Below are 25915 nucleotides of genomic sequence, written 5' to 3'. Positions count from 1 at the left end.
TGCTATTTGCTTCCACAATCCAAATATCCGCACAGATGCTCTGCTATTGCCTTTGCTAGCATCGGAGGCACTGCATTGCCTACCTGCTGGTATTGTGAATCCTTGGTTCCGCAGAACACGAAACTATCGGGGAAAGTCTGCAAACGCGCTGCTTCTCGTATACTGAGGGCGCGATGCTTCACTGGATGAATCCACATAGATTTCCGGACATTGACAACTGTGCCGGATGGTTCGTCGTATTTTAAACGCAGATAAATGGTTTTTTGTGTGCGCTCCGTATCAGAGTAAGTGGTTTTAAGTTCTGGCGGCAAGCTGTGGAAATTGTCTCCTGGCTTAATCGCCATAAACCGTTCCAGTGCGTCTGAGGTTGTTGCCGTAGAAACATGATTGCAAAGATTTTTTGAATCGCGCAGTTGTTTTCCAAGCTCACTTATGTCTTTCGGAGCGTCAGGTAACTGTACTCCTTGGTCTCCGTCAGACACCTCAGTTGCCGTCTCAATTTCCTCTAAATCCTTAATCGCATCTTTAACCGTACGATAGTTTGCTTCAGTGAATGTGCCGGTTAGAAGCTTAACATCATCACATATGGACTTTTTTACACCGATGAGAACAAAGCGCATCCGCTTTTGAGGCGCACCAAAGGCAACGGCCGGTAAAACACCATAATTTATGCTGTATCCTGTGCTTGTGGCTCCCAGAATGGATTCAATATAGTCTATCACCGCCATAGAAGTGACATGGGCAACAAGACCGTTCTCGGTTGAATAGTGGTCAACCACGATACGGTTATCCATTATTTCCTTTGCCTTTGAGAGCATTCGTTGCAGCATAATTGCCGGCATGATCGCCCTGCAAAGTTTTTCGGCGGCCTCGTAGGTTGCAGTAGCGGTAAAATAACTTTGTATTGCCACACCTGCAGCATATGAGTGTTTCAAAATAGAGTCGTTTTCATCAAATGCCGCAACAAGGTTGTTCGCGAGTGCAAGAAGCCTTTTTTTGTGTTTTTCCAACGAAGCACATAACTTTTTGGGATTATTGCGTGTTTTGAATACTACATTGAGCGATAAATAGTCGTTCTCTTTCCAAAGATAACTTGAAATCCGTGTCATGTTTCTTGCAATGTCAGCAACGCCCGGAAATATGAACTCTGAGTCAAGAAGCTGAATCTCCGAGGGGGTGGTTTTAATGCTGTATTTTTCTATGGTTTCCGCATCGGTTTTATCTACATAAAAACGGTGAACATCCGACTGCAGCATGCTCACATTCTCCATTACGAACGCCATCGGGTTCAGATGAAGTACGACCTGAACGAACTTCTTTACAAGCGAGTTATTCTGACTGATAGCATGGTTCTTCTGCCGATTTGCATTAGAAAACCCTTGGCACGGTGGTCCTCCGATGACAACATCTACTTTGCCGAGTTTCACTTTTACGTCATCGCTAAGGGCGTCGGCAACGTCATTATAAACCGCAGTATTTCCGTGGTTACGCTTATAAGTTTTCTGTGCATTGTGGTTGTTCTCAAAGGCTGCCTTTATGGAGAATCTGCCTGTTTGAAGAAACCCATAGCTAAGCCCGCCTGCACCGGCAAACAAATCAACAACGCTGTACTTTGATTCTGCGTCAGGACTCATAGCTTAAATCCCTCCTCCTGTAACCGTTCCAGTACAGAAAGAAGTCTTTTGCATTGGATCGGAGTTGGCATTTTTTGAGGTATCTGACATGCAATTCGCAGGGCAGTGTGTTCATCTGGCGTAATCATCCGCCTGCCCGTGGCAAAACTCAGAGCATTTTGCCATTGCACCTGAGAAAGTTCTACAATCTTAGTCATAATTTCTGCATCCGAAACTATCCGCTGGTCAGCTTTAGCTTCCCTTTCAGCGGCTTTTCGCTCTTCTCGTCCAATGAGGCACGCCTCAATTTCAGGTGATAATCTGTAATCGATACTTTGAACGTTTCTCCAGCACCCTTCTTGTTTGCACCACTGGGTAACGTTTTCAACTCCTCTTTGCGGGTCGGTCAGCTTATCATAAACAAGTTCAGACAATTCGGTCAGAGCATTGGCAACAGCATCCGGGACGTTTTGACGTGTCCAGATATTCATCAAATCCAAATCCATTCCCGGAAACTGTTTCTGTATAAGCATATGAAAAAGAGCAATGGTATAGGTTACAATATTGGCACGATAACCTTGTGAATACCATGGCTGATGTGTCACCATCAGTTCACTATACCTAAATATCAGGACTAAAGCAACGCTTTCTTGAAAATACTTTTCGTTGAAAACAAGCCCGTCATCAGATGCTTCCCACTCGTCACTTGTCGTTTTCGCAAACTCGGCAAAATTAGTTTGCGCACCACGGCTTACAGTATGGGGCAAACCCCTCCAAGTGTTCCGAACCTTTGCAAGGTCGGTTTTCGTTATAAGCTGATTCTTCGGATTCTGGAGCAGGAACTTCTTTTTCTCGCCAGCAGTCATCCGCATCTGTTTCTGCAGATACTGCCCGCGCGCCCGCTCGTAAAACCACTTCGTTTCGTGCTGAAGACCGCCAACCGCTCTTGCGTACAGACGCTGAGAAAATCTCTCCATACGGACATGATATGGATGCGTTGAGAAGAAATCGGCATCGCTGACTTTGTTTTGGCTGTTAGAGGAACGTGAAATGTTCTGAACAAGCTCGGTTGCCTCCTCTTCCAGTGTCCTCTCAATTACTGTAAGCTTCATTTGCACAAAGATGGTGCTAAGGTCGGCTTTATCACGGAACCTCGCATTTGACAGAGACGCAGTAGTCTGACCGCCGTTAATTATCTGAAAATCCCTTACAGAGACAAGAAACTGCCCCTGTGGAGCGGATTCGATTTGAATATCCATTGCGGTAGCAGAAATACCGTTGTTGTAAGCGAAAAACCTTTCAGGGTATTGCAGAATAGTAGCGCGTATTTTTTTGTTTACTGCTACTTTAGTGGAAAGAAACGACCGTACATTGCCTTCCAGCAAACCGCTCCCGTATTTGTCATAAATATCCGCCAGCAGGGCACCGGGGATAATGCACAGGTAACTCTTAAAGTCTTTTGTTGCGGTACCGCTTGCCTCCACGCAAGGGATGCCATGCTCGGAATGCTCTTTGAAGTCAATCTCAATGATGTGCCGTCCCGTGTCTGAACCGCAGACTTTGAATAAGCGGTCAATATTCCATATTTGGCACTCGGAGGAAACCCCATCAATATCAGCGGACTCGAGTTTGGTTATTGTGGCGCTGATGATGGCCGTCGTAAATATCAAAAGCTGATATTTGCGGATTTCCCGGCGTTTTTCGCGCAGTAAGTCCACTAAGTCAGAGCAGGGTCTGCTCATCTCAACTTCACGGTGAAGGGTGGAATTCAGTGCGTGGTCTACAAAAGCACTTAACCGTTCCTGCAATTGTCGGGCCTGAGTTCTGGCAAGCACCCGCTCACTTTCAGAAGCATCATAGTCGGCGATTATCAGGCTCATGGTTTTGTCAAACTCATCGTAAACATATCCGTCAACACGCAGCTTTCGGTTGCGCTTTCCTGTCCCCTCAAAGTAGGCAGCGGTGAAGTCCATAAGGAATTCTGCTTCCTGCAGATACTGAGCAAAAGCACTCACGAATGACGCGCTGGAACCCTCGCCGGTGGCTGCCGCCTCGGCTTTAACTCCTTCTATAAAATCTTTTCGGAATTCCTGTGCGTCCATATGGTTCACCCTTTCAGCCAGTCTGCCAGCGAGGACAGGCTTAATTCGTAATGCAAAGATTCAACTTGTGTTGGAACGTTTCGCCTTATGAGCCTTGGGAATGTGTCATTCACGCCGTACCGTTGCAAACCGGAGCAGTAATATTTCTGTTCAGAATATTCCTGTAAATCGATATAACCGTATGCACTCAGTTTTAAGCGAAATAAGTCCAGCGCATCTGTGGCGTCAGTTAACTTGATGCTGATCTGCCGTACCGCATCGTTAAGTGATAATGCACCCGCCTTATCTAGAGCGGCCTTGTCAATACGCATTACTGCAAGTTCACCTTCACCGGCGCAGTCAAGCTGCTCAAGTGAAGAAATAGTTACGGCCGTTGCAGAGGCGCCAACGCTTTTTACTTCGTGCCAGCCATCTTCATATATGAAATCTTGGTCAGCGCCGTCCGCGCCTACCCAGCCCTGTATTGCAGCCAAGGCGGAATCTCTTTCTTCAATTTGTTCCTGTAAAAACAGGAGTTCACCAAGCAATCCCTTCCGGCTATTTTCGTCCATCAATCCTCTTCTTTGTGATTCCAGTAACCGGCTCCATTGCTTGTAGCGGCTGATGACCAGTGCCAATGATTCTTTTTCATTTGATGCCGAACGTGAGTGCTCAATAATATCAGAGCAAAGGATGGCAAAAACACCTTCTTGTTCGTTACGGAGAAGTTCAAACGAAAGCGTCCAGCGGTTATCGGTCTCCCTCTTGCGGCGGGTTACCGACATAGATTTTGAGGATTCGATTGTTCCAATATCCGTGGTACAAACAAGTAACAGGGTTTTCTGGCTAATTGACTGATAACCAATGTGCCATTCAAGCGGGTGCTGGGTATCAATCTGCAAGAACCCGCCGTCCTTGTAGTCGATGCTGTTCCATTGCCTTTGGAGGATTTCAGGCGTTGTTCTCATTCGTCGTTATCCTCCTCGGAATCATAGTAACTGCTTAGTTCAACCATATTAACCATATAACTTGCTGTTTCTTCGGGCAGCCCTGTCAACGGGAAGCCCGCACCCAGCGCAAAAAGGAAATCCGGCACTTGGCAGCCCTCTACAATTTGTGTCCGCACCTTGCCGTTTTTATCGGTGCCGTTCCGGTCAACGGCTATAACGTGCAGCATCAAAATGGGCGCACGACCTTCAATTAAGTAAGCGCTGTCGGAAACGTGCAGTTTGCCGGTGTGGTCCCGCCTGAATGCAGCTTCAGCTTCCTCCCGCTGCTCTTTCGTTAACCCTAGCTTTGTTGCGCCGCCGGCGCCTACACGCACCTTCGTTCCGCTGATACTGATTTGCTCTCGCGTCGCAATAATGGTGCGTTTTTCTGGTTTCATCGGCAGCTGTTCAGTGCCGCAATACAACTCTGTATAGGAATTTTCTACGGAACCTTCGGCAATAACAACATCCCATGAGGCATTGCCCATTTTGTCTCTGATAAAGTCTGCAAGTGCTTGTCCCTGGAACGAGAGATGCCACGGGTGAGTTTTGAAATCACGGAGAAGCTGCTCGACTTCGTCTTTATTAATGCCCTCCCAGAAATAGCGTGCGTCTTCCCGAGCAGTCCGCTGTCCTATGGTATCCAGCCGACGGACAAATTCCTTGAATACATCCTCATTGGCTTTCAGAGATGCAGCGTCGGCTTTTAGCCGCGGAGTTTCCAGCAAGCGCCCGGAAACTGTAACAGGGCGTTTTACCATCGTACCTGCCCGCATCTTGTTTCTTGCGGTGACGATTAGGGAAGCTGGGTCTTGCCGAACCTTCAGCCCGAACTCCAGCGGTGTGAGGTTGGCGTTCTTCATCCGTGCAATTTCGAGCTTAAGCTCTTCCGCCGCTGCCGTTATGTATCCGTACCAGTCGATGGCCTCTACGCTTATCCAAATCTTGAACAGGTCATCGTATCCGGGACGGTAACCAAACCATCGCCCCATTTGTAGTAATGTATCGTACATTTGGGATTTTCGGTAGAAATAGCTTACGCATAACCCTTCAAGTGTTAACCCTCTGGACAGGCTGTTGCCGCCCACTGCGATAACACGCAGACCATCCTCGCGATGATTGAAGTAATCAAGGCTTGTGGAGCCGCTCTGCTGGTTGACCGCCCGTACATCTATCGGTGCTGCAGCCTTAAACAAATACTCCGAAAGGAACATGTGCCATGGCATAGGATTACCCGGCACACCAGCTTTTTCACCTAGAAAATGCTTGTCCCAGACAGCTTTCAAGTAGGCAATGCCAGGTATTTTACTGCTTTCTTTTTCAGACAAACGCGAGTAGTTTTGTAAATCAGAACGCATTTGCAAAATCCACTCAGTTGCCAGATCGCGGATTTGGTTTTGAACATCCGTAAATCTGCTGACATGAATCATCATGGAACGGTGAGCCTTGTAATCTCCGCGCACATCACGAATGCCGTTTATAAGCAGGAAATACGCCATAGCTTCTTTCATGCTCGGAGGCAACTCGGTGACCGGATGCCCTTTTTTATGGCTGAACGGGAAAAAGGCATCCATTTCTTGCGGGTGTAATTCTTCAAGAGCTTCCCTGAAAGGTGCTTCCACGCCAAAGATACTATCTGACCCAATATAGTTCGACGGCGGTGCCAGGGAGTAAATGAAATCCCGCGGGAACAGATCATCTCCGCGCATGTCGTCAGTGGTTTCAGGATTGATGAAAATATTCGCATATGGCGTTGCGGTTATACCTAAATATGACGCTTGCCGAAACAACGCCAAAAGTGTCCGAACCGCTTCGTTGATTGCCGTCGGATCTTCGTCCTCCTTTTTGGTGTTGACGGAAGCGTTATCAGCCTCATCGTCAATCAGGAGCATAGGTAAATCGATTTTTTGCCCTGCGACTGTGTTGTTATTGCGCAGCCACCGTATGAGGTTATTGAGGATACTCTTATTCTTCTTAACAACAAATACGACAGGATCGCTCACACTGAGCAGCGACAGGTCGTTGCTTTTCAGTATATTTATATCAAAATCCTTGATTACAGATGTGAAGGAAGCAATGCGTTTATTCGTTCCGTATCTTCCAACGCCGACGGGTTCATTCCTGATTTCCTTCTTAGTTGGGTCCAGGAAATATTCGCTCTTCCTGCCAGAAAATTCTGCGTCCAACCGTTCCTGCGTTTGCTGGCGCAGATTTTCCATCATACCCGCAAGCACAATGATAACTCTATAACCCGTGTCTGCCGCCTTGTTGCAGATGGCTGTGTAATTAGCGGTTTTTCCTGATTGCACATCACCCAGTACAAGGCCGCGCCGCTGGAAATCATCTTTCGCTTTGGGGTCCCCCAGAAGGTCGACAATCTCATCAGAAACACGCCCAAGATTTCCAGTTACCCTTGGATTCCAGTGTTTTATCTCTTCAAGATACTTTTTATATCTGTTCCAAAAGAAGAAGTCGAGCTCAGAACGCCGTGACGGGAGCCAAGATTGATGCGGCCGTTTGTCATCTTTAATCACCACACCAATATCCATGACGACGACTATGTTGGCTTTGAGCCTTCGCTTCAAGTCCTCAAACTCGTCATCCGTCACTGGGCAAAACGAGGCAAGTGACTGTCTGAGTGTGTCAGCTATCCTGTCAAATTCCGCTTCGCTAGGAGGAACTTCCTTGAACTGCGTATTTATGTTTGAGGAAATCATGCCCTCCAATTGCTCAACATTAGTTACAGCCATTATAAATCGCCTCCATTTTGGTACCTCTCAATAATTTTAGGATAATTTACAAATGGATCGGACACAGAAAGCCTGTCCAGCAACTCTCTTTTAGCTGCAACTGAAGGCATCTGGTCAATAAGCAATTTCAGCATGCTTTCTATTTCATTCGCCGTGACCTCGGTTTCATTCTCAAGCGGCTTTTCTGATGTTAAGTCGAGGTATAGCTGATTAAGCGGAATCCCGTTTTCAATAGCCTTTAATAATGCTTCGACATTCCGCCTTATTTGCGGCGGTGCATCCAAGAACATCTCTACCAAAGGGTGGTCACGGTTAATGCCGTAGAAAAAGCCGCCTTGTGTTCCCTTAAACCGCTGCCAAATGTGAACAACAGAGTCATTCGTTTCCTTTTTCCCTCTGAATACCCACGTCTGCTTGCTGCGCTCTGCCATCCGCTCAATAATGGATTCCAGATTGTTTCTGACGATCTCCGGGGGAACAGCCGTTGATTTTTTAATATCAAGCGTCCAAAGGCTGTCCAGATCATTTGGTATGTCGACCTGAATCCGAGCCAGCTTGGAAAGCTCACTCTGCCGCATCATGCGAAACCATGTCCCCCAAACCAAAAGGCGTTTATTCCTGTATACATAAAACCCTTGGCTTTTCCGCAATCCCTCTTTGCCCCCAAGTTTATCTATCTCATCGGCGGATAAGTTTGAGATGTGGGGGAGTATGTATGGACGGACAACGACTTTTGCGTCCTCAATAAACAACTCCTCATCAGCCATTACCTGTGTGTTCCTGCGTGTCAGAAAAGGGTCGGCGTAATCAATAGCAGTTCCGTTCATTTTAATCTGCAGCTTCTTCAGCCCGGTTTCTCCGCTAAGGTATCGATGGAACACCAGAGAGAGGTGGGCACGGACATCATCCATCTTTCTGCCCATAGAGCAGTCAAAATTCAATTCGCCGACTTTGAGCCTGTCAAGATTCTGCCACACAACCAATGTGCCGCTTTCAAATTCACGCAAGTTATCGATGCGGGGTACTGCGTTAATTTCTTCTTCGGTTTCCAACACAATGAGCGACCACTCCCCAGTCTTGACTACATAGTCAATATCCCAGCGGCGGACTTCAATGTTGCCGTCTTTTTTGCTGGCGACTGTCAATGTGCGGCACTGTGACAAAGAAGCTGTTTTTAAACCCAGCCCAAAACGCCCTAAGTCTGTGGCCGCCCGTTTGTCATTCGGATTCTGGCTGCCATAGCGCATAGCAGTTTCAAGCTCACCAGCATTCATTCCGCAGCCGTTGTCCAGTATTGCTATGTATGAATCCCCAATCGGAAAGAAGAAGATTTCAGCACACGAAGCCGATGCTGAGACACTGTTATCTACAATGTCGGCAATTGCCGATTCTAGTGTATAGCCGATAGCACGAGTAGACTCAATAAGTGTCGGTGCATACGGCGGCAAGCAAATAGTCTTCAAAATTTGCCTCCTCTTCTCCATATTCTAATAATTGTACTTTTCTCTGCTGATCAGGTAAACCGACGGCATTATTCCCTCACGGTGGTCACATCCTTTTCGGTTCGTCAGGAATGATTTCCATGATATCGCCAATATCGCACTGCAGAGCAGCGCATATTTTCATAAGCACAGTCGTACAGGCTCATCACGCCCAAGTTTTGTGATAAAGCTGGATCTGACGCCTGCTGCAGACTTTAAATCTTTCTTTTTCATCTTTTTGCCGATAATCAGCTTCCAGAGCTTCTTACCGCCACGTTATTCACCTTGAGAATGTTTTACCCGAATCACTTACATTTTGTTTTTTTTGTTTTTTAGCTTGTTTTTTTAAATTATATCATATGTGCCGCTTAAAATTTGTTTTTCTCGTATTTACTTATCTAGTCTCGGATACGGTGATTGTCATTGGTCGTTTTATTCATTCAATAGTGTGTTTAAATTCATTTACTCTTCCTTCTCTCATCATCAGAAAGCACGTTAATATCTTACGACCAAAAATAATACAAATCTATCCTTTTATAATGCTAACTGAATAATCCGGACGGTTTTACACCACCGCTCCGGTAAGTGGGAACTACTGTTCCGGAAAAAGGGAACCACGGGGCGGCGGGCAATGGTAACAGCAACGGCTTCTCTTCCTCAAGAAAGACGGTGAGTCTACTGCCCTCCTTCCCTTGAAAAGGCTGACTGTTATATGCCGCCAACTTTTTTCTATTGGCATCATTAAGTTCTGCAAGACTAAAGAATCTCTGGTTGCGCAGAGCGGCACTAATTCATGTAGAGATAATCTTAACAGACTCTTCGCTATTGGGCTTGTCCCTGGGCTTTCCGACCCGTGCCGGAATAACGGCAGTTCCATAGTGTTCTGCCATTATAGGTTTTGTTTATCTCCGAGAGGACCAGGTGGCTTTTTCCACGCCGGTTTTCAGATTATCAGGAACCAAAATTCGGTTAACACCGCCAAAGAACTTATACGTATTGCAATAAGCCGCAATCCAGGAATCCCGGTTTTGCGAAAGGAAGGCTTCCACTTAAGCATCTATGTTGGTAAAGTAAATTGTGTCGAATAAGACCTTCAAAAGCGTGTTGGCCTCTTGAAGGCTTTATTCGTTACAATCTCTTATCATCTATAGCTTTTAAGTAATCGACGGCTTGTTTCAAAAATGCAATTCGATACTTCGTTTCCCTTTATTACACTTAGGTTATTAAGACAGTAAGTCAAGCTTCGTTTGAGTTGCTCAACCGTTTTAATATCTGATATGAACGGAGCATCAGATTCTAATAATAATCGCTCGACAGGAATTCTCTGTAATATCGACTGCCCGTTTGGAGAATTAAGCATATACTCATTGGCTGAGAAAAAGCAGCCAAGATCTATAGCTCTATCCAGCTGTTTTAATGTTCCAGAATACCAATGCAAGATACATTTATTATGTTTAGTACAATCATATTTTTCTAAAATATCCAGTACATCTTTATCCGATCGAACAGAATGTATTGATATAATTTTCATGGGTGATCTTTGACACCACTCAATGATTTGTGAGAACACATCTATCTGGCGTTCCTTGGAATGATAGAACTGCTTGTTAAAATCCAAACCAATCTCACCAACGAATTTTGTTGTGTGTATATATTTTTCAATGAGAGCAAGTTCTTGGAATCTATTGAAAACAAGTTGCGGATGTAGCCCCAAGGCGACTTGAACGTTAGAGAAATTCCCGAGCCTTTCCTTTTCGATCTCAAACGCCTTTGGCGTTGTTGTCATCGCCAATAGATTGATCCTCTCTTCCAGAGCCGCTTTGCAGAATTCATGCATGGATTGCATCAAATCTACATGGCAGTGCATATCATAAATTTCCATAACCGGTCACCACACTATATCTCCTTTATACTCCTTCTTGTGTATTCCTCTCACTTTCGGAATTTTTTATTATGAAATCATCAACTTCCAATAGCCCCCTCCGATATACTTCCGATAACTCTCTCAGATAAGCGCTATCGCCAGGAAGAGGACCGCTCTTGTGTATCAGAATTTTTGCCAGTTGTGGTTGCTCTTTAATTTTTTTAATAGCAATTTGAAAAGAACGAAGTTGTACTCCTTTTCCTTTTGCATGATTGACAGCTATTTCTGAAACACTGTCTATTAAATAAGGAGTACAGTCCTTTTCTTCCCTGAAAGCCTTATTCATTGCAGCCCTGCGGATTAGGCAAGGAACACAATAACCGCAGTGTTGAGGAGCAGAACCACTCCAACGAGCTTTATGCGGAGAAGAACAGGAAATTGAATCTGGTATCACTTGCTGGAGAAATTCTTTGTTCAAACACTCGTCAGCCATTTCTCCTTTTGTTCTATTCCAGTATGGATTTTGAACAGAGAACTCAAGTCCTAAGCCTTTCAACACCTGATTCCATGAATCCAAGTAAAAGGGGTGTGTCGTCCGTGTGCTATGGGAACCAGTGCGTAGTTCGTCCAACGGAACATTCAATGCTATCAACCCGTTTTCTGGTACTTGCAAGATTGATACTCCCTTCATTCCACTCATGGCAAAGATACCAAAAGCAATAAATAGAAATGATCGGCTTCTCGTTGAGTTTTCTATTCCTGCACCAGGGATCATATTTTTCTCGAAGACCATCCACAGATCGAGATATAGCGGATAAATATCAGGGTATTTTTCTCGGAAACAACTCAACAGCTTGTTTTGGGCGTTTTTTGTATATCCGTCTCCGGCATGGCTTATAAGGGCTATTTTATTATGGTTTTCGAGATGATTAATTGTGCTGATTAAACTATCCATCCCACCAGAAAAAAGAGTAACCGCATCAAATTCCGGCGGTTTAGCATCATCTTTAGGTTTCCCCGAAAGCGCTTCATCTCTTTTTCTGAACGATATTATCCAACGGTCACCCGTCAGAAAATTGAGCATCCTCGTAAACAATTCTCCAAGAGGCACCCACTTTTCAAGGTGAAAAACCGGTATTTCAATGCCGATTTCTCTTGTCCAACTGTCCTGCGAATGGAAACTTCGTGAAATTCTAGTATCAGCAAGATAGATCAAACCTGCGAGGCTGAGAATATCAATGCCGTCTTCGGTTGGATATATACTATTCTCATTAAGTTTTTCCAGAGCATGGCCTATACCAAACCGAAGGGAATTATCATTAGCCTTGAATGGTATGGTAACCTTCATGTAATCTTCTTTTTTCGAAGATTGGACTTCTTTGTAATCATAATCACCAGCAAGAAGGTATTTAGTCATATGTTATTCCTCCAGTCCAGATAGAATATCATAAGCAGTACGATAGATAGAATCTACTATGGCTTTTGTTTGCGATGTATCTATGGAACGGATATCTATATTCAGCTTGGAAAGCGCATCCGAAACCGCTCCCTTTATGTAGTCTTTGAGTTGCCCTTGAAGGCTCTCGACTTGAGCGACATCCTTGGGCAAAGCGAATAATTTGTTCCCGATGTCATTTACAAGCCTTTCCTCAATAACATTTGCCATATAGATTTCCGTAAAAGCAAGAAATTCAGGAGGGGTGAGAGATTCAATCGTCTTGTCCTCCCAATCAGGTAATGTGGAAAGCGCTTCGATATAAGAGTTTCTGGCAATTCCTTCATCAGTGCTCCCACCGTCAGGACAAACAAAGTCCATTATACGGAGCAAAACATCAGACGCACTTTTCCCAATAATATCCCCAAGCTTATAATCTCTGCTTGTTTCCGCTACGCCGCGATTTACGAAACTGCTGAATATGGAAACCAAGCGGGCAGTGCTGTTTCGTGCCGAACCCAACCGGGTAGTCGCGTTTTGTGATCCCCCCAGTGAGTGCCGAACGTAATTAGACGTAGCCCGATGTAAACTTCCGCCTTTACTGCCACCGCTATTTACATATCGCGTAAAATTACTGCGAGGAACTGAAAAGCGTTTGGGGTCAGCCGGCTGAGGTTGTGCCGGTTGGGGCTGCGCTGGTTGAGGTTGTCCTGGCTGTGGTTGTCCTGGCTGTTGATCGCCATCATTATCACCCAACCAGGAAGGTACCAGCGGCGTATTGCCGTTTTGTCCACGGTTACTTGATGATGTTCCCATTTTTCGGCCCTCACTTCCTCGTATTATTCAAAGCCGCCTTTACCAAGCCAATACCCTCTTTTGACAGGCTTTCATAATACTTATCTAAGCGTGATTTCGAATTTTCGGTGGTTATGCATTTATCCCATCCGCTGCAAATCCAAACTCCAACTCTCTTACAATCAAACGTTTCGATTAATGCAACTAAGGATGGCTCTAAATCGCAATGGTGTGAAACAAGCGCCTTGATGCCTTCAATACCTTTCGGCATCATAGCAATATCTCCATTCTTAAGAATCTTTGATGATAGAACCTCAAAGACCTTCCTGGCATCTGCAGAAGACAATGCCTTAATCTCGTCATTGGCACTTGCTATATTCATTGTACCGCCCATGAGCTTGCTAATGAGAATTCGTAACTGATCGGATTTAACCTGATCAAAGAAAAAGTCTTCTTTTTCTTTACTGGCAAAAAAGTATGGACGTAAGTCAATTTCACCCAATAAGGGGTTACTGGATACCCATGCGGTAAAATCCGCATTATTTTCCCATGGTTCTAAGTCTTTGTTTTTTTCAGGCTTAGGCACCACAGCCAGGGTTTGCGTTTTTTCTGATTTTGGTTTTTCCGCATCCTCAGCCGATGTTTCCACTTTTATTGTAGGTTCCAGGAGCTGTATTTCAAAGGCGTGAAGCAAATCACACTTTCCGTTATCATCTGTTAAAGCGGCTATTTTCTTATATTCTTCGACGAAGAAATATTCCGCGAGCATCATTTTAGCCAAAATGGGGATGTGAATGGAATCTCCAAAACCTCTTGCTTCAGCAATTTTATCCCGTAGCAGCAACATGTTGATAAAACGCTTGATTTTTCGCGGATTACCTTGAGTGTTCCTCGCCAATATATCCGCTATCTGGTTTGATACGGTTATTTCATTTGTTACTGATGCAAATTTATCTCCAAGAGCTTCCTTAAGTTGTTCAATTGTAAAGCCTAAATTTTCCCACGGCTTCTTCATTTTATCAATCGCGACCGTTAATAGCTTATTAAACTCTGCGCTATCCTCTTTTAAACATGACCCTATCAGAAGTAGAGTTATGTACATTCCGGACTCAATTTCGCCTAGCGCGGGGATACGAAACGGCACTTGAATCAATTTTTCTAAGTAACGCTTCGAGTATTCAAACCCCGTCCGGATGTCGCCGTCATCAGGCAGATCAGGGAAGTGATTGCGTACCGCATACTCAATCATAGCTTCATCTGCGGCTATAACGAAGGCTGTGGACTTGGAGAACATAAACAGGCGAACAGCCTCCAATGTTTCAATTGTGACCTTGGGCAGACATCTGTCCAGATCGTCAATAAGAACAACCAGTTTTTTTATCTTTGATTCTTCTAACAGCTCAGCAAACGATTTTTGAAATTCGGAGAATTCTTTTGCCAGAGAATTGTCTTCAAACACCTTGGCATCCGTGAGATATTGGCCTACACTCTCTATAGCAGTTGCTACTTTTTCTTTATCAGATACTGAACCTTTCAAATTCCCCATTATGTTGGTTAATAAGCCAATAGGGGGGATACCCGTAGCGGCAGAAAAAGCTACGCTGCCTGCGGCTTTTGCCACACTGAGCCAATTGATGTTCTTCCACAGCTTTTTTAATATGACTTTTGCCTCTGCAGAGGGTTTTCGTTTTTCTACCAATTCCGAAACAATTGCACTCATCAAAGCAATCTTGGCATCTTCGAAGCCTTGATGCTTCCAGCCGTTGAATCTAATGCACTCTATACCGTCTTTTTGTGCTAAAAGCTCATCTTCAACCATTGCCAAGATGCTTGATTTACCGGCGCCCCAGTCCCCATGAACACCAATAGAAATAGGGCGATCGTCACACTCTTTAATGAGTTCAGCAACTGTCTTTGCGATGGCGCGATTGTTCAGCATATCAATTTTTGTTTCATTGTCTGATAGAATCATACCGATACCCCCAAATGCCTGTTATAAAGCTCTTGAACACCTTAGCATTTATTTCCCGGAAAACGCTGCTTGAATCGCTGTCTTGCCTTAGCATATAGGTTTGTTAATGCATCAGTTTCTCCGCGACTCTCCATAAGTACGATATCCACACATTCTTCCGGCGTGAAAATATGAAAAGGTGCGCTCAGGCGAGCCATCCGTTCAAGCATTACCGTTTTGAGTTCCTCATCTGATAGATTAAGCTCCTTTTGACAATGAATAACGGCACTTTTAATGCCAGGCGCCATCGTCACCGTCGAGTCTTTATAGGGGAAGAAGTGCTCGGCAAAAATGTCGAGATATTTCGGATCATAGCCGTTTCCAAGGCCGCTCAAATCATAAAACACCACTTCTGATAACATACCCAGTGCATCTCTTATCTTATTTTCTTCCATCAGAAAATTCGACATATGATGCCTGCAGTTTCTGTATAAGCCAAAGTTACCGGCTGCAAAATGCTCTATGCTGCGCTTGTTGAGATAACCCCATATTTTATCTCGAAATGGCATATAGGGCGGTTCGTGGATTATTCTGTTGAGCGACCATATATCCAAATCTTCAAGCGTATGACGATGTATGTATGGCACATAACCTTCTTCTTCAAGCGCTTGCTTTCCGAGTTCGGTTAACTGGTATGTTCTTTTGGCAAAACGGGAGCTGAGTTCATCGTGAGGAACCTCTATCATCAGGCGCTGTACTAACTCGTCTTTTTTACCGCTTACTTTAAGCCCATGTTTTTTCAATACTTCCTTTAGGACTGTTACATTCTCTAATGTTATGGCGCTCTGCAAATCACCGACTTTCAGAAATCCTCGGTCAAGCAGGGAACGGAGGTATTTATCAACATCCTTCATACCATACCTATACCACCAAAAACCTTGAAAAGAATTGCCTTCCGTGTAAAACGCACGGGAATAATCAAGAACCAGTACCTCATGAGGGTATAATCCGTGCTTGCTGGCGATGGCGTTTTGCATTCTTTTTTCAGCCGGAACAATTTCTTCTGCAGCAGACGGTATTATTTCTGTCGTTATCTTTATGAATGACGATATATTTGCTTTGGGCTGTTTTGTTGTTTCGGCTGACTTTGTATTTTGCATGGACGGCTTTTCATTGTTGGATGGTCTTGGCTTTCTTCGGAAAAGATCAAAGAATGACACGGTATCCCCCCTCTCAGGTTATATCAATACGAAAGACCGCCATGAGTCTTAGTCAGGCGGTTTTTACTGTAATTCATCACGAAGCTTTTCGATAAGCAGTTTTTCGCGTTCTTCGAGGAACTCATCGAAGTTGGCGAAGGACAGATCCACATCCGGTACAAAGTGCTTTTTCTTGTAGTCAGTAAGCTCACCGGCCGGAACAACTTCTTTCAGCCATTTTTCAAAGTCCATAGCTTTCTTTTCAATGTTGGGTATGCCTTCTAACAGTTGGAGATTGCCGATATAATTGTAGTTCGCCACAAAGTCGTCGATCTTACTTTCAGGCACACCTTTTGCCTTCAGTCTTTTAGCAGTGAATTCGCTCTTTGGAAACATATGGTCAACATCGAAGTGATGCCGTAAGTCCGCCCAAGGATATAAAATCGACAGGATAACGAGCGTATCTCCATGGCTGTATTTCGAATACATCAGATTGTTTATATCATCGTCGGTAAACTGCAAAGCACGGTTTGTACCTTTGAAGTTCGCGAATATTTGCTCCGTAGGGAAGCCATTGGCGCCGTGTTTCTGGATGATCTCTCTGACAGGCTTTAACACACCGTCCGGCATAAAGCTGAATACTCGCTTCAATAATGAGGAAACGAACCACAGCTTGATTTTTCGCCTGTCCTCCACCCTAGATGTTGAGACTTCGAAATTATTCGGTAAACCGATGGATTTCAAGTAATAGGCTATAGGAACAATCAGGTTGTTTGAGGTAATGTTTTCTCTGCTGAATCCAAAGCTGCTGATCAGCCTCAAAGCATCCCGGATTGCCTTCGTAATATTTTCCCATTCGCTTTCGATTTTCATCATGTTGGTACGGCTGAAATTATCTACTTTGAATGATATATCTTGCAAGTCGCAAAGTACCAGGCATGCTTTGAGGACTATGTCTTTACCAATATTAAAGCCTCGGCCAATGTCATTAATCTCATCTACAAAGTCGATGATCACCTCGCGGGCGTCTCTTTTCTTCCATTGCGCTGTAGCCACGGACAGGAGCAGGTCGGCATAGCTCAGTGTCGTACCACCGCTGTTTACACGGATAAATATATTAAGCACCTTATCAAGCTCTGTGCTTTGCTCCAGATAATAGCTGATGATTCCATTCACATGGATCACTGCATGAAGCTTGGAAAGTGCCCTGTTTGCAAATTTGGCTTTTTCTTTGTCTGGATTTGAAGACAGTCCGGCTTCAATCATGTAATTCATGACTTCATGAAGCTCTTTCAAGTCCAGGATTTTACCTACGAGAAACCAATGATGGTCTTCGTCGTTCTCCTTAGCCTCATCGTCTGTCAGGAATTCAAACTCATATTCAAGAGTATCGTCTTCCGGCTTGGAAAGCAGATTCAGATAAAGCCTCTTTTTCGGATAGGCTTGTGGGTTATCCCAACGCTTATATGACAGCTTCGATGCGTATGTGCCTTTAAGGGCTATGTATAGGGAGGTTAACCTTTGCTGACCGTCCAGGACGGCCATAACATCATCACTGCCGCTGACATTTGCTTTCGGATTGTGACGATTGTCTTTCTGATGATAATCACGTAGGAATTCGTAAAACTGAAACTCAGAAACCTTCTCCTTCGGAACTTTCCAAAACAAAAAAGCATTGATGGGGTAGTCCCTCATCAAGCTGTCGAACAGCATCTTGATTTGTTCCTGGCCCCATACAAATTCTCTTTGTATTGATGGCAGGAGATATTTCTTTGCGTGAATATCAGTAATAACATCGTTGATGGTCAGCGGCGTTTGAAACGACATATCTTAAGTCCTCCAAAATTGAATAATAAAGAAATTCGCTTTTTGCATTATAAATTTGGTTCACGTTAAATGTCGCACTGAAAAGGCGAATTTTTTATATTATACCATATTTTGGGCGAAAATTGTAGCAGAATTTATGTCCTTTAACCTTTACACAGCTCTGCATTGCTCTGCTATTTATTATTGTAAGAAAGCTCCCAAACTATAGATCAAATGCATTCTTCGTTTCTACAAATCACTTATCTTTGTATTAATCAAAATATGAAACCCGCTGGTTCATCACGATTCCGGTTTTGAACTGGATCTCTATTAGATCATCCTTAACGGCCTTGATGCTCTGCAGGAGCCTCCTGACCAGATCGTTGTCAAACTCCCTGACCTCGCAGGTGGTTTGCTTCAGGCAGGCGTCCATATCATCGAGCCTCTGCTGAAAATTTGCCGCCGTTTTCTGCTCCCGCACCAGCTCCAGCTTTTTTTGCTTCAGGTCGTTGATCTGCTCTGCTATCCTATGGTACTGCTCGTCAAAATCATCCGTGATGGAGCCTTGCTTTGCATTTTCTTCTATCAGGGCCAGCATCTCACCCTGCAGCTTTTCGATCTGCCCGTCATATTCGGTGGTCACGTTTTTAGTGGAGTAGCTTCCGATAACCCGGATGACGTTTTCGCGGAAGGCACCGACAAACTCGCCGCGGTTTTCCACGACGTTGTTAATGGCGGTCATTATGGCGTCATATAGGACATCCTCCTTGAACGTGGGGGAGTGCTTGCAGTTCCTGGTCCCGTTCTTCAGGCGGTTTTCACACCGCCACACGGCGCTTTTCTGGCCGTATTTAGACCATACCTGCCTGCGGTAAGGCTGGCCGCATTCCTTGCATACCATGATGTCAGTCAGGGCGAATTTGGAGCTGTATTTGCTTTTCTCTTTCTCTTGCTTTGCCCTTCTTGCTGCCGCAGTTTTACTTAGGCTTGCCCGCCTCGCTTTTTCTTCCTGCACCTGATAATAAAGCTCCTTGGGGATAATGGCTTCGTGGTCATCCTCTATGTAATACTGGGGAACGATGCCTTTATTTTTCACCCGCTTTTTAGTGAGAAAATCAATGGTATAGGTTTTCTGCTGGAGGACATCGCCCATGTATTTTTCATTACTCAGCATCTGGTTGATGACGCCAGGACACCATTTTGTCAGTCCGGTGACTGTGGTGATCCCTTCTGACTCTAGTATCTTGGTAATCTGTATGATACTGCTCCCTTCGAGGTAAAGGCGGAAAATACGTCTGACCAGCTCCGCTTCCTCCGGTACGATAACCAGCTCGCCGTTCTTATCCTTGGTGTAACCTAAAAACTTATTGTGGTTGACCGAGACGATGCCGTTCTCAAAACGTCTGACAAGACCCCACCGGGTGTTCTCACTTAAGTTCCGGCTTTCCTCCTGCGCCTGGCTGCTCAGGATAGTGATCAAAAGCTCGCCGGTGCCCTCCAGTGTATTCACGCCCTCTTTCTCGAAGAAGACGGCGACGTTCTTTTCCTTAAGCTTGCGGATGTTTTGGAGGCTGTCCACCGTATTTCTGGCGAAGCGGCTGACCGACTTGGTGATGACCATATCGATTTTTCCGGCCATGCAGTCCTCGATCATGGCGTTGAAGTCGTCGCGTTTTTTGGTGTTTGTGGCGCTTTTACCATCATCGGCGTAAATTCCGGCAAGCTTCCAGTTGGGATTGCTCTTTATTTTTTCGGTATAGTAGGAAACCTGGGCTTCATAGCTGGTTTCCTGCTGCTCCAGCGTGGTGCTGACGCGGCAGTATGCCGCTACCCGCAGGGCTTTATACTGGGGCTTTATACTTCTGTCATACTCCGGCTTAGAGGGTATGAGAGATATGCTTTTCTTTTTAGCTGTAGCTGTCTGCATTATGCTTTTCTCCTTCCTTGGCTTAGTATCCGACTTCCATGGTCAGTCCGTTTATAAATTCAAACACCAGCCGATGATTGACGTAGACCGTGATTTGCTTAACTACTGTCGAAAACAGTTCCTCATCGAAATCTGCGAGAGGCTGTCTCCTTGAAAACGCCTGCTTCATCTTCTCGGTGTTATATTCGGCGTCATCAATTCTTGCCGTTTTGTAAAAGGCTTGTGCCCGCTTAAAAACAAGAGCCGGAAGTTCATTGGACAGATACCGTCCTTCTGCTTCCAGCTCTTTGATCCGCTGATCCAGGCTATTAAATTCAGGGTTATTTGCAATTGACTCTTTCTTAATCTTCCGGTCGAGGATTTGTATCCTTGCAATAATCCGGTTGGCTGCCTCAAGAAAGGCTCTTTCAAGCTGCTCATCCGAGAAAAAACCGCAACGGCAGCATGCTCGGTTCTTGTAAATATACCTCTTGCATTTCCAGAGGGACTTTTCCGATGGTCTGCCGCAGTGCTCGATGTATTTGCGGTAAACCTCGCCACATTCTCCGCACCGAAGCTTACCGGTGAATGGATACTGGCGGTTCGCGCTGTTTGGCTGGATGCTTCGTCCAAGCTGTTCACAACGCTCCTTGCGGCGTTTCTGCACCTGCTCGAACAGCTCTGCGGCAATCATCTGCGGATAGAATTCATCCCCAAGGTATTTAACATTCTCCAGTATCTTGCCGATTGAGCCGTGATTCCAGGAGGCTTTGTTGTTGGCGTTCGGAAATCCCATTTCGGTCAGCCGTTTTGCAAGGGCAGAGGTGGAGGCTCCGGACAGATAGTCTGCAAATATCTTTTTAACAACAGCCGCCTTTGGTTCATCAAGCTGTATTTTACCGTCTACCAGCTTATACCCGATGGGCATGTGCCTTTGCATCATCCTCTATCGCCTCCTTCCGGCATGGTTCAGACAGCTCCAGCCGGTTGATGAGCCGGAAGGTGATTTGTCCGTTTTTCTGTACGATAACCTTATCTATCACTTGTAAAAATAAATCCTCACGGTATTCTTCAATAACGTGAGGATGGTTTCTGATCAGCTCCAGCAGCAGCTCTGTTCCGGCGATCTCTTGGTCAAAGCCATTACTGTCCAGAAGCTGGCTCCTTTTCTTTTTCACAGCGGCAAGCTCTAAAGTCAGAGTGTTTTGCCTCTCTATAAATACCGCAGGGTCGATATACCCCTTTGATATCAATCTGCTGAGTATATGCCCCTGCTCTGTAAGCTCCATAATTCTGTTGCTGCATTCCCCGATTTCCTGCTCCTGCTGCTTGTCCATTCGCAGCTTTTTAAGCGTATCCAGCAGGGGAGTGAGAATTTCCGTATAATTGCTTACGAGCTTGTTCCACATTACGCAGAAAGCCCATTGAATGTCATCCTCCCGGATTGCCTTTTGGCTGCATTTGGTGTTGTCTAAAATGTGCTGACGGCAGCACCATTGGATTTTCTCATAAGGCTTGCCAATGTAGATTTTCTGCCTACGGAACATACCGCCGCATTCGCCGCAGAGGATTTTACTGCTGAAGGCGTACCGGCTTTGGTATTTACTCGTATCGTCCACCCCCATCTGCTTTCTGCGGTACTCAAAGATTTCCCTGACCGCCTCCGCCTGTTCGCGTGAGATAATGGGTTCATGGTTGTCCTCAACCAGGTACTGAGGAAGCTGACCCTTGTTTCTCTGTCGCTTAAAAGGTAGCACCTCTGTAGTCATGGTTTTCTGATGAAGCAGATTCCCGGTGTAAATGGGATTCAGCAACATCTCCTTTATCACGCCGTCATTCCATTTTTCGGCCGAGCGTATGGTGGGGAGTCCTTCCTCCGATAAATCCTTGGCTATTGCATAAGTGCCCTTGCCGATTAAGTATTCTCGGAAGATGCGCCGGACTACTGCGGCTTCTTCCTCCTGAATTATCAGCTCGCCGTTTTCATCCTTGGTATAGCCGTATGCGGGAGTGCCAAGGATGAAGGTACCGTCCTGAAAGCGTTTTATCACCGCCCATTTGCTGTTGGAGGAGATGCTTTCAGATTCGCCCTGCGCCAGAGAGCTTAAAATGGTCAGCATCAGTTCGCTTTTCTCTGACAGGCTGTCGATATGTTCCTTTTCAAAATAGACGGCGACGCCAAGCTCCTTCAAGCGGCGGATCGCCTGGATGCTGTCCACTGTGTTTCTGGCGAACCGGGTCAAGGATTTCGTGATGATCATGTCAAGCTTGCCTTCCTCACAGTCCTTCATCATCCTCAAGAAGTCATCTCTTTTTTGCAGCTTCGTCCCGCTTCTTGCTTCATCGGCATAGATTCCGGCAAACTGCCAGTCCTCTTTATTTTCAATCAAGGCGGTGTAATGCTCCAGCTGTGCGGTAAAGGAATTCTGCTGCTCACGGGAGTCGGTGCTGACCCGGCAATAGGCGCAAACCCGTTTTTTCGGCTGTAATTGCCGGACGACCTGCTGCCTAACAGGCTCTATTTTTACTACGTTCTTAGCCATGCGTTTTCTCCTTTCTCTCGCTTTTGACTCCTGTCAGCAACACACAATACCACATAAGCTTTGAGATATCTAGTGTTTTTACAAATATACCCCTGAAAGCTCCGGCGTGAAAGTTTGACGGTTCAATTCATCGATTTTTTTGTACTCAGCAGGAGAGATAAGAGCGTTTCGGAGCAAGATATCCAGCAGCTTTACCGCCACCTTGTATTTCACTTCATTGGCTGTCTGATTCTTTGACATATCGCTCACCCCCCGTTTATCGCAGAGAAAGTGAAGGGCTTTGATAATCCAGTTGAATTTGGCCCTCCAACGGCGAATAAAGCTTGACGCCCAACTGCTCCAGTCCCCTTAAAAACTCCAGCAGCTTGGCTGTATCTCGACCCAGGCGGTCAAGCTTCTTTACCAGCAATACATCCATTCTGCCGTCTCCGGCAACCTTCATGACCTCCGCAAGACCAACACGTTCAAAATCCAGACCGCTCCCGATATCCTCAGATTCACCAACGACCACAAATCCCATCTGCTCGGCGTAATCAATGAGCTCCTTTTTCTGCCCTTTCAAGGCGCCGTGGATATCCTCCGGCGCGTCGATCCGGCAGTAAATCCATGCTCGCTGCTGGCTTTCCTGGCTCCAGAAGGCTTGAGCTTCTTCGGCGCTCACAATCGGAATGCTGACAGGCTCCTTTTCATCTAGCTGCATGGGTACCAGCTCCTTTGTGATTTCCTGCAGAAGCTTCCGATCCGGGTAGCGGTTTATAAATTCGCCAAAGGTGTCCAACACCAGCCTGTCCAGTGTATCTGTCAGAACGATTTTGTCCGCTTGCTCCTTTTTCAGCATGATAAAGCTCGCAATGCTGGACGGAGACTTCTCAAAGTAGTATTCCTGGCGCTTTCCGTCAAGACCGTACATATATCCGATGATTAGCTCCTTCTTTAGCAATTCAGTCAATGCTTCCTTTTCCATTTCGTGTTCCTCCCTGATATTTTGAATTTAATCCCAGAAGGATGCGGCAGGACGGAAAAGACCGCCCTGCCGCATAGTTTCCAAGATCAAAAAAATGATCTGCTTGTTCTTCATTACATATTAACGCTTCTATTCGACACTACTTCCCGAAGCGAAAAAAGCCTTACGGCTCTCAGTGCGGCAGCATAAACGGTTTGCCGGTTGAGCAAACGCCATAGGAATTTCACCTCTCCCAGGATCTCTGCGAGCCGCCCCCATTGCTTGAGGTCTGTGGCTGGACGGAAGTAGCATTGTCACTGTCCATTTCATTGCGAAACAGTCCACCACAGACTGTTTTATGACCAGGCGTTCCCGCTCGTCACCTTCGATGCCATCGGTTCGACGGATGAAATTCATCCGCAGGCAGTCTTGGCGCGCCCGTCAACGTCGCTGCCGCTTTTCACACGGCTGGACAGCTCATGTATTTATGCTGCCGGATATGTAATTTTCAAAGAGCAAGAGAGAGAACATAAAAACCCCCTCACTTCTATAGGGAAAAAATGAGGGGGTTGCACGGAAAAATTCTTATTTTTCCATAAGTTTTTTTATTTTGCCAAGGATTTTTATCTTTCTGTCATGGATGGTCATATAGGGACTCCCTGTTTCCGCCGAAAACTGACGCTCGCTTTTGCCCCTAAGATACAACTCCTCGATGAGCGTTCTTTCCGACTTGTCGAGCATTTCGAGGCATCGGTACAGCTTAGCGATCATCATCCTTTTTATGATCGCGTCCTCCAGGGACTCCATCATAGTGGATATTATGTATTCCACGGAAACGCCGTTCTCGATACAGCCTTCGAGCGAGATGTTGTTTTCTTCTGATAGCTCGTCCAGGTATTTTTCCCTGTCCCGGCACTTGTAATATGCTTTATAGACCTCCTTTGTCACAGAAACGCGCTTGCCTCTAACCAGCAGAGTATATTTTTTGCCATAGTTTTCCATCGACTTGTCCTCCATTTCGAGATCTTTTAAATCTGAAAAATGAAGAACAAGCGGAGGAGAGCGGCACCTTTCGAATGTAACAATGTACCTATTTGTCGTTTTTTCTCGAATAAATGTGATTTTTGTCAAAAAGAAAACCGCAATCTGCGTATTGCAAACTGCGGTTTTCCAGTCAATATGTGTGTGCTGCAATATGAAAAATCTTATGGATGCGCATAAAGCCATAAGGCCGGAGAGTGCATATTCGTACCGAGAGAGATAATGCTTGCGTAATTTTTTTCATGTGCCAATCCTCCCGATGCTTGTAAACAGTCTCAGGTTGCGCATGAGTGTTGTATTACCGAAATTCTCAACCATGGCAAACAAAAAAACCCGCCGCTATAAAGGGCAGGTTTAATACTAGTCTCTGCGGCAGCTAGGCTATCATAGTGCAGCAAGCACTTTAGACCCTATGGCTTTGCGTCCCTGCCTTTAGGCAGGTTTGCCCTTTTCGCTGATTATTCTATTTTTATCATCAAGTAAGTTTTTTCTAAACTTCATTATCGATTGAATTCGATTAAATCTCTTGCATTTACTGGCCAAAATATTTACCATAAGAGAAAATTTTTACTTTAATACTTTTTAGGAGGTTCCGGTTGATAAAACATAAACATGCTGTTTGTCCCAATATTCGTCATAGCGACCACAGTCAATACTGCTGCCAATCCTTGGAACATTATTTTAGTCATAATCTTCCACATTCTGTCTCCCCCCTTTCACTTTAAATGTAAGTAAAATGTCCCATAATCCTATAAACCTATGTCCCAACGGTGTTAGAGTAAATGCCTGCCACAATAGTGCAAACGCCATTGTCCAGCCAATCAAACTGTCAGTTCCCAGAATAGTTAAGATAATAGATATCATCACTACTGCAATTAGCGTATACCAACGAAAGGCTACTTCTTTAGCTCTGCTGCTAAAAGGCTTATTAAGGGGAGCCTGGGGTGAATAATACCAATATAAAAAAATGGATAGTACCGATATAGCAACCAAAACGATTGTTGGTAATAAGCGGATAAAAGGATGGACAGTTTTAATTGTGTAACCTAACGCTGTAAGTATTAGCACACTTGTTACCAGACACCGATAATATGCAGAGCAATGCGCTCCACCGGATAATGTACGAATTAAGCCAGTTACTACAAGTAAAATTGCAACTTCAAGGACGACACCCAGCATCGCTGCTATCAAAAATAGAATGCTTAATTTTAAGATACTGCCCAGCAAAATTTCAGCACCGAAGGCCAGAAATTCCACTTGATCAAGTCTGGAAACTTTTTTTGCAACATATGATCCAACAACTCGTCCTAGTTTATGAATTGAAACTTCATGCACCTTAAGTCACCTCTATTTTATCGTACCAGCCATCCTCAATATTTCACATAGCAGATGCGCAACCCGTAGAAATCGCGCCGCAACCCGTATGAATTGTTGCTTGTATGTAAGCGTCAACTAGACCCGCACCTGCTCAATATCGATAATTTAGCAGAAGCCCTCATTAGCAACACTTTTTATCTT

19 protein-coding genes, 1 pseudogene and 1 riboswitch are annotated in these 25915 nt (G+C 45.1%); all 20 genes and pseudogenes read right to left on the bottom strand.

From position 1 onward, the window contains the following. Window positions 1-2: 2 nt before the first annotated feature. Window positions 3-1634, bottom strand: a complete 1632-nt coding sequence (locus Ga0451573_RS18070) for a DNA cytosine methyltransferase (protein WP_231685565.1) — start codon at window positions 1632-1634, stop codon at window positions 3-5. Next, on the bottom strand, window positions 1631-3715 hold the full coding sequence (locus Ga0451573_RS18065; RefSeq protein ID WP_231685564.1) for an AIPR family protein: 2085 nt from the start codon (window positions 3713-3715) through the stop codon (window positions 1631-1633). Before Ga0451573_RS18065 ends, Ga0451573_RS18070 begins: the two co-directional genes overlap by 4 nt. Window positions 3716-3720: 5 nt before the next feature. After that, window positions 3721-4662 carry a PD-(D/E)XK motif protein gene (locus Ga0451573_RS18060; RefSeq protein WP_231685563.1) on the bottom strand — a complete coding sequence of 314 codons (942 nt, stop codon included), beginning with the start codon at window positions 4660-4662 and terminating at the stop codon, window positions 3721-3723. Then, entirely contained in the window at window positions 4659-7433 is a 2775-nt protein-coding gene (locus tag Ga0451573_RS18055) for a Z1 domain-containing protein (RefSeq protein ID WP_231685562.1), read from the bottom strand. The genes Ga0451573_RS18060 and Ga0451573_RS18055 overlap by 4 nt, the downstream gene beginning before the upstream one ends. Then, the gene (locus Ga0451573_RS18050) at window positions 7433-8896 is read right to left on the bottom strand and encodes an ATP-binding protein (RefSeq protein ID WP_231685561.1); all 1464 of its coding nucleotides are present in this window, start codon (window positions 8894-8896) and stop codon (window positions 7433-7435) included. The genes Ga0451573_RS18055 and Ga0451573_RS18050 overlap by 1 nt, the downstream gene beginning before the upstream one ends. An 85-nt stretch (window positions 8897-8981) precedes the next feature. Beyond that, window positions 8982-9166: pseudogene (locus Ga0451573_RS18045) on the bottom strand (helix-turn-helix domain-containing protein). Window positions 9167-10055: 889 nt separating this feature from the next. Next, window positions 10056-10796 (bottom strand): Qat anti-phage system TatD family nuclease QatD, encoded by a 741-nt coding sequence (gene qatD, locus Ga0451573_RS18035; protein ID WP_231685560.1) that lies wholly within the window; start codon window positions 10794-10796, stop codon window positions 10056-10058. Between the two features lie 25 nt (window positions 10797-10821). Continuing rightward, complete coding sequence (gene qatC / locus Ga0451573_RS18030; RefSeq protein ID WP_231685559.1) at window positions 10822-12195, bottom strand: Qat anti-phage system QueC-like protein QatC; 1374 nt, start codon at window positions 12193-12195, stop codon at window positions 10822-10824. Window positions 12196-12198: 3 nt separating this feature from the next. Then, window positions 12199-13029, bottom strand: a complete 831-nt coding sequence (gene qatB, locus Ga0451573_RS18025; protein ID WP_231685558.1) for a Qat anti-phage system associated protein QatB — start codon at window positions 13027-13029, stop codon at window positions 12199-12201. Window positions 13030-13039: 10 nt separating this feature from the next. After that, entirely contained in the window at window positions 13040-14980 is a 1941-nt protein-coding gene (gene qatA / locus Ga0451573_RS18020; protein ID WP_231685557.1) for a Qat anti-phage system ATPase QatA, read from the bottom strand. Between the two features lie 41 nt (window positions 14981-15021). Next, a complete protein-coding gene (locus tag Ga0451573_RS18015) occupies window positions 15022-16179 on the bottom strand; it encodes an SAP domain-containing protein (RefSeq protein ID WP_231685556.1) in 1158 nt (385 codons plus the stop codon). Window positions 16180-16242: 63 nt separating this feature from the next. Continuing rightward, window positions 16243-17985 carry a DUF262 domain-containing protein gene (locus Ga0451573_RS18010; protein WP_231685555.1) on the bottom strand — a complete coding sequence of 581 codons (1743 nt, stop codon included), beginning with the start codon at window positions 17983-17985 and terminating at the stop codon, window positions 16243-16245. A gap of 250 nt (window positions 17986-18235) precedes the next feature. Further along, on the bottom strand, window positions 18236-19891 hold the full coding sequence (locus Ga0451573_RS18005) for a recombinase family protein (protein WP_231685554.1): 1656 nt from the start codon (window positions 19889-19891) through the stop codon (window positions 18236-18238). Between the two features lie 22 nt (window positions 19892-19913). Continuing rightward, window positions 19914-20813, bottom strand: coding sequence for a recombinase family protein (locus Ga0451573_RS18000; protein WP_231685553.1), 900 nt, complete (start codon window positions 20811-20813; stop codon window positions 19914-19916). Further along, window positions 20782-22413 (bottom strand): recombinase family protein, encoded by a 1632-nt coding sequence (locus tag Ga0451573_RS17995; protein WP_231685552.1) that lies wholly within the window; start codon window positions 22411-22413, stop codon window positions 20782-20784. The genes Ga0451573_RS18000 and Ga0451573_RS17995 overlap by 32 nt, the downstream gene beginning before the upstream one ends. A 78-nt stretch (window positions 22414-22491) precedes the next feature. Beyond that, window positions 22492-22653 (bottom strand): SHOCT domain-containing protein, encoded by a 162-nt coding sequence (locus Ga0451573_RS17990; RefSeq protein ID WP_231685551.1) that lies wholly within the window; start codon window positions 22651-22653, stop codon window positions 22492-22494. A 16-nt stretch (window positions 22654-22669) separates the two neighbouring features. Next, complete coding sequence (locus Ga0451573_RS17985) at window positions 22670-23377, bottom strand: recombinase family protein (RefSeq protein WP_231685550.1); 708 nt, start codon at window positions 23375-23377, stop codon at window positions 22670-22672. A 564-nt stretch (window positions 23378-23941) separates the two neighbouring features. After that, the gene (locus tag Ga0451573_RS17980) at window positions 23942-24358 is read right to left on the bottom strand and encodes a sigma-70 family RNA polymerase sigma factor (RefSeq protein ID WP_231685549.1); all 417 of its coding nucleotides are present in this window, start codon (window positions 24356-24358) and stop codon (window positions 23942-23944) included. A gap of 407 nt (window positions 24359-24765) precedes the next feature. Next, window positions 24766-24854, bottom strand: a riboswitch (cyclic di-GMP riboswitch). Window positions 24855-24969: 115 nt separating this feature from the next. Next, window positions 24970-25098 (bottom strand): cyclic lactone autoinducer peptide, encoded by a 129-nt coding sequence (locus Ga0451573_RS17975; protein WP_231685548.1) that lies wholly within the window; start codon window positions 25096-25098, stop codon window positions 24970-24972. Further along, window positions 25079-25732, bottom strand: a complete 654-nt coding sequence (locus Ga0451573_RS17970) for an accessory gene regulator ArgB-like protein (RefSeq protein WP_231685547.1) — start codon at window positions 25730-25732, stop codon at window positions 25079-25081. The genes Ga0451573_RS17975 and Ga0451573_RS17970 overlap by 20 nt, the downstream gene beginning before the upstream one ends. Window positions 25733-25915: the final 183 nt, after the last annotated feature.

Origin of the sequence: Phosphitispora fastidiosa, assembly GCF_019008365.1 — a bacterium.
Taxonomy (GTDB): domain Bacteria; phylum Bacillota; class Thermincolia; order Thermincolales; family UBA2595; genus Phosphitispora; species Phosphitispora fastidiosa.
The sequence above is the reverse complement of the archived record's forward strand: the minus strand, read 5'-3'. Positions and strand labels throughout refer to the sequence as shown.

What these genes read in the sequence shown, in the direction of transcription:
- Ga0451573_RS17975 (WP_231685548.1), bottom strand. Translation starts at nt 25,098, where the DNA reads ATGTGGAAGATTATGACTAAAATAATGTTCCAAGGATTGGCAGCAGTA.
- Ga0451573_RS18070 (WP_231685565.1), bottom strand. Translation starts at nt 1,634, where the DNA reads ATGAGTCCTGACGCAGAATCAAAGTACAGCGTTGTTGATTTGTTTGCC.
- Ga0451573_RS18000 (WP_231685553.1), bottom strand. Translation starts at nt 20,813, where the DNA reads ATGATGCAAAGGCACATGCCCATCGGGTATAAGCTGGTAGACGGTAAA.
- Ga0451573_RS18010 (WP_231685555.1), bottom strand. Translation starts at nt 17,985, where the DNA reads ATGTCGTTTCAAACGCCGCTGACCATCAACGATGTTATTACTGATATT.
- Ga0451573_RS17985 (WP_231685550.1), bottom strand. Translation starts at nt 23,377, where the DNA reads ATGGAAAAGGAAGCATTGACTGAATTGCTAAAGAAGGAGCTAATCATC.
- Ga0451573_RS18005 (WP_231685554.1), bottom strand. Translation starts at nt 19,891, where the DNA reads ATGCAGACAGCTACAGCTAAAAAGAAAAGCATATCTCTCATACCCTCT.
- qatC (WP_231685559.1), bottom strand. Translation starts at nt 12,195, where the DNA reads ATGACTAAATACCTTCTTGCTGGTGATTATGATTACAAAGAAGTCCAA.
- Ga0451573_RS17980 (WP_231685549.1), bottom strand. Translation starts at nt 24,358, where the DNA reads ATGGAAAACTATGGCAAAAAATATACTCTGCTGGTTAGAGGCAAGCGC.
- Ga0451573_RS17995 (WP_231685552.1), bottom strand. Translation starts at nt 22,413, where the DNA reads ATGGCTAAGAACGTAGTAAAAATAGAGCCTGTTAGGCAGCAGGTCGTC.
- qatA (WP_231685557.1), bottom strand. Translation starts at nt 14,980, where the DNA reads ATGATTCTATCAGACAATGAAACAAAAATTGATATGCTGAACAATCGC.
- qatD (WP_231685560.1), bottom strand. Translation starts at nt 10,796, where the DNA reads ATGGAAATTTATGATATGCACTGCCATGTAGATTTGATGCAATCCATG.
- Ga0451573_RS17990 (WP_231685551.1), bottom strand. Translation starts at nt 22,653, where the DNA reads ATGTCAAAGAATCAGACAGCCAATGAAGTGAAATACAAGGTGGCGGTA.
- qatB (WP_231685558.1), bottom strand. Translation starts at nt 13,029, where the DNA reads ATGGGAACATCATCAAGTAACCGTGGACAAAACGGCAATACGCCGCTG.
- Ga0451573_RS18055 (WP_231685562.1), bottom strand. Translation starts at nt 7,433, where the DNA reads ATGGCTGTAACTAATGTTGAGCAATTGGAGGGCATGATTTCCTCAAAC.
- Ga0451573_RS18060 (WP_231685563.1), bottom strand. Translation starts at nt 4,662, where the DNA reads ATGAGAACAACGCCTGAAATCCTCCAAAGGCAATGGAACAGCATCGAC.
- Ga0451573_RS18065 (WP_231685564.1), bottom strand. Translation starts at nt 3,715, where the DNA reads ATGGACGCACAGGAATTCCGAAAAGATTTTATAGAAGGAGTTAAAGCC.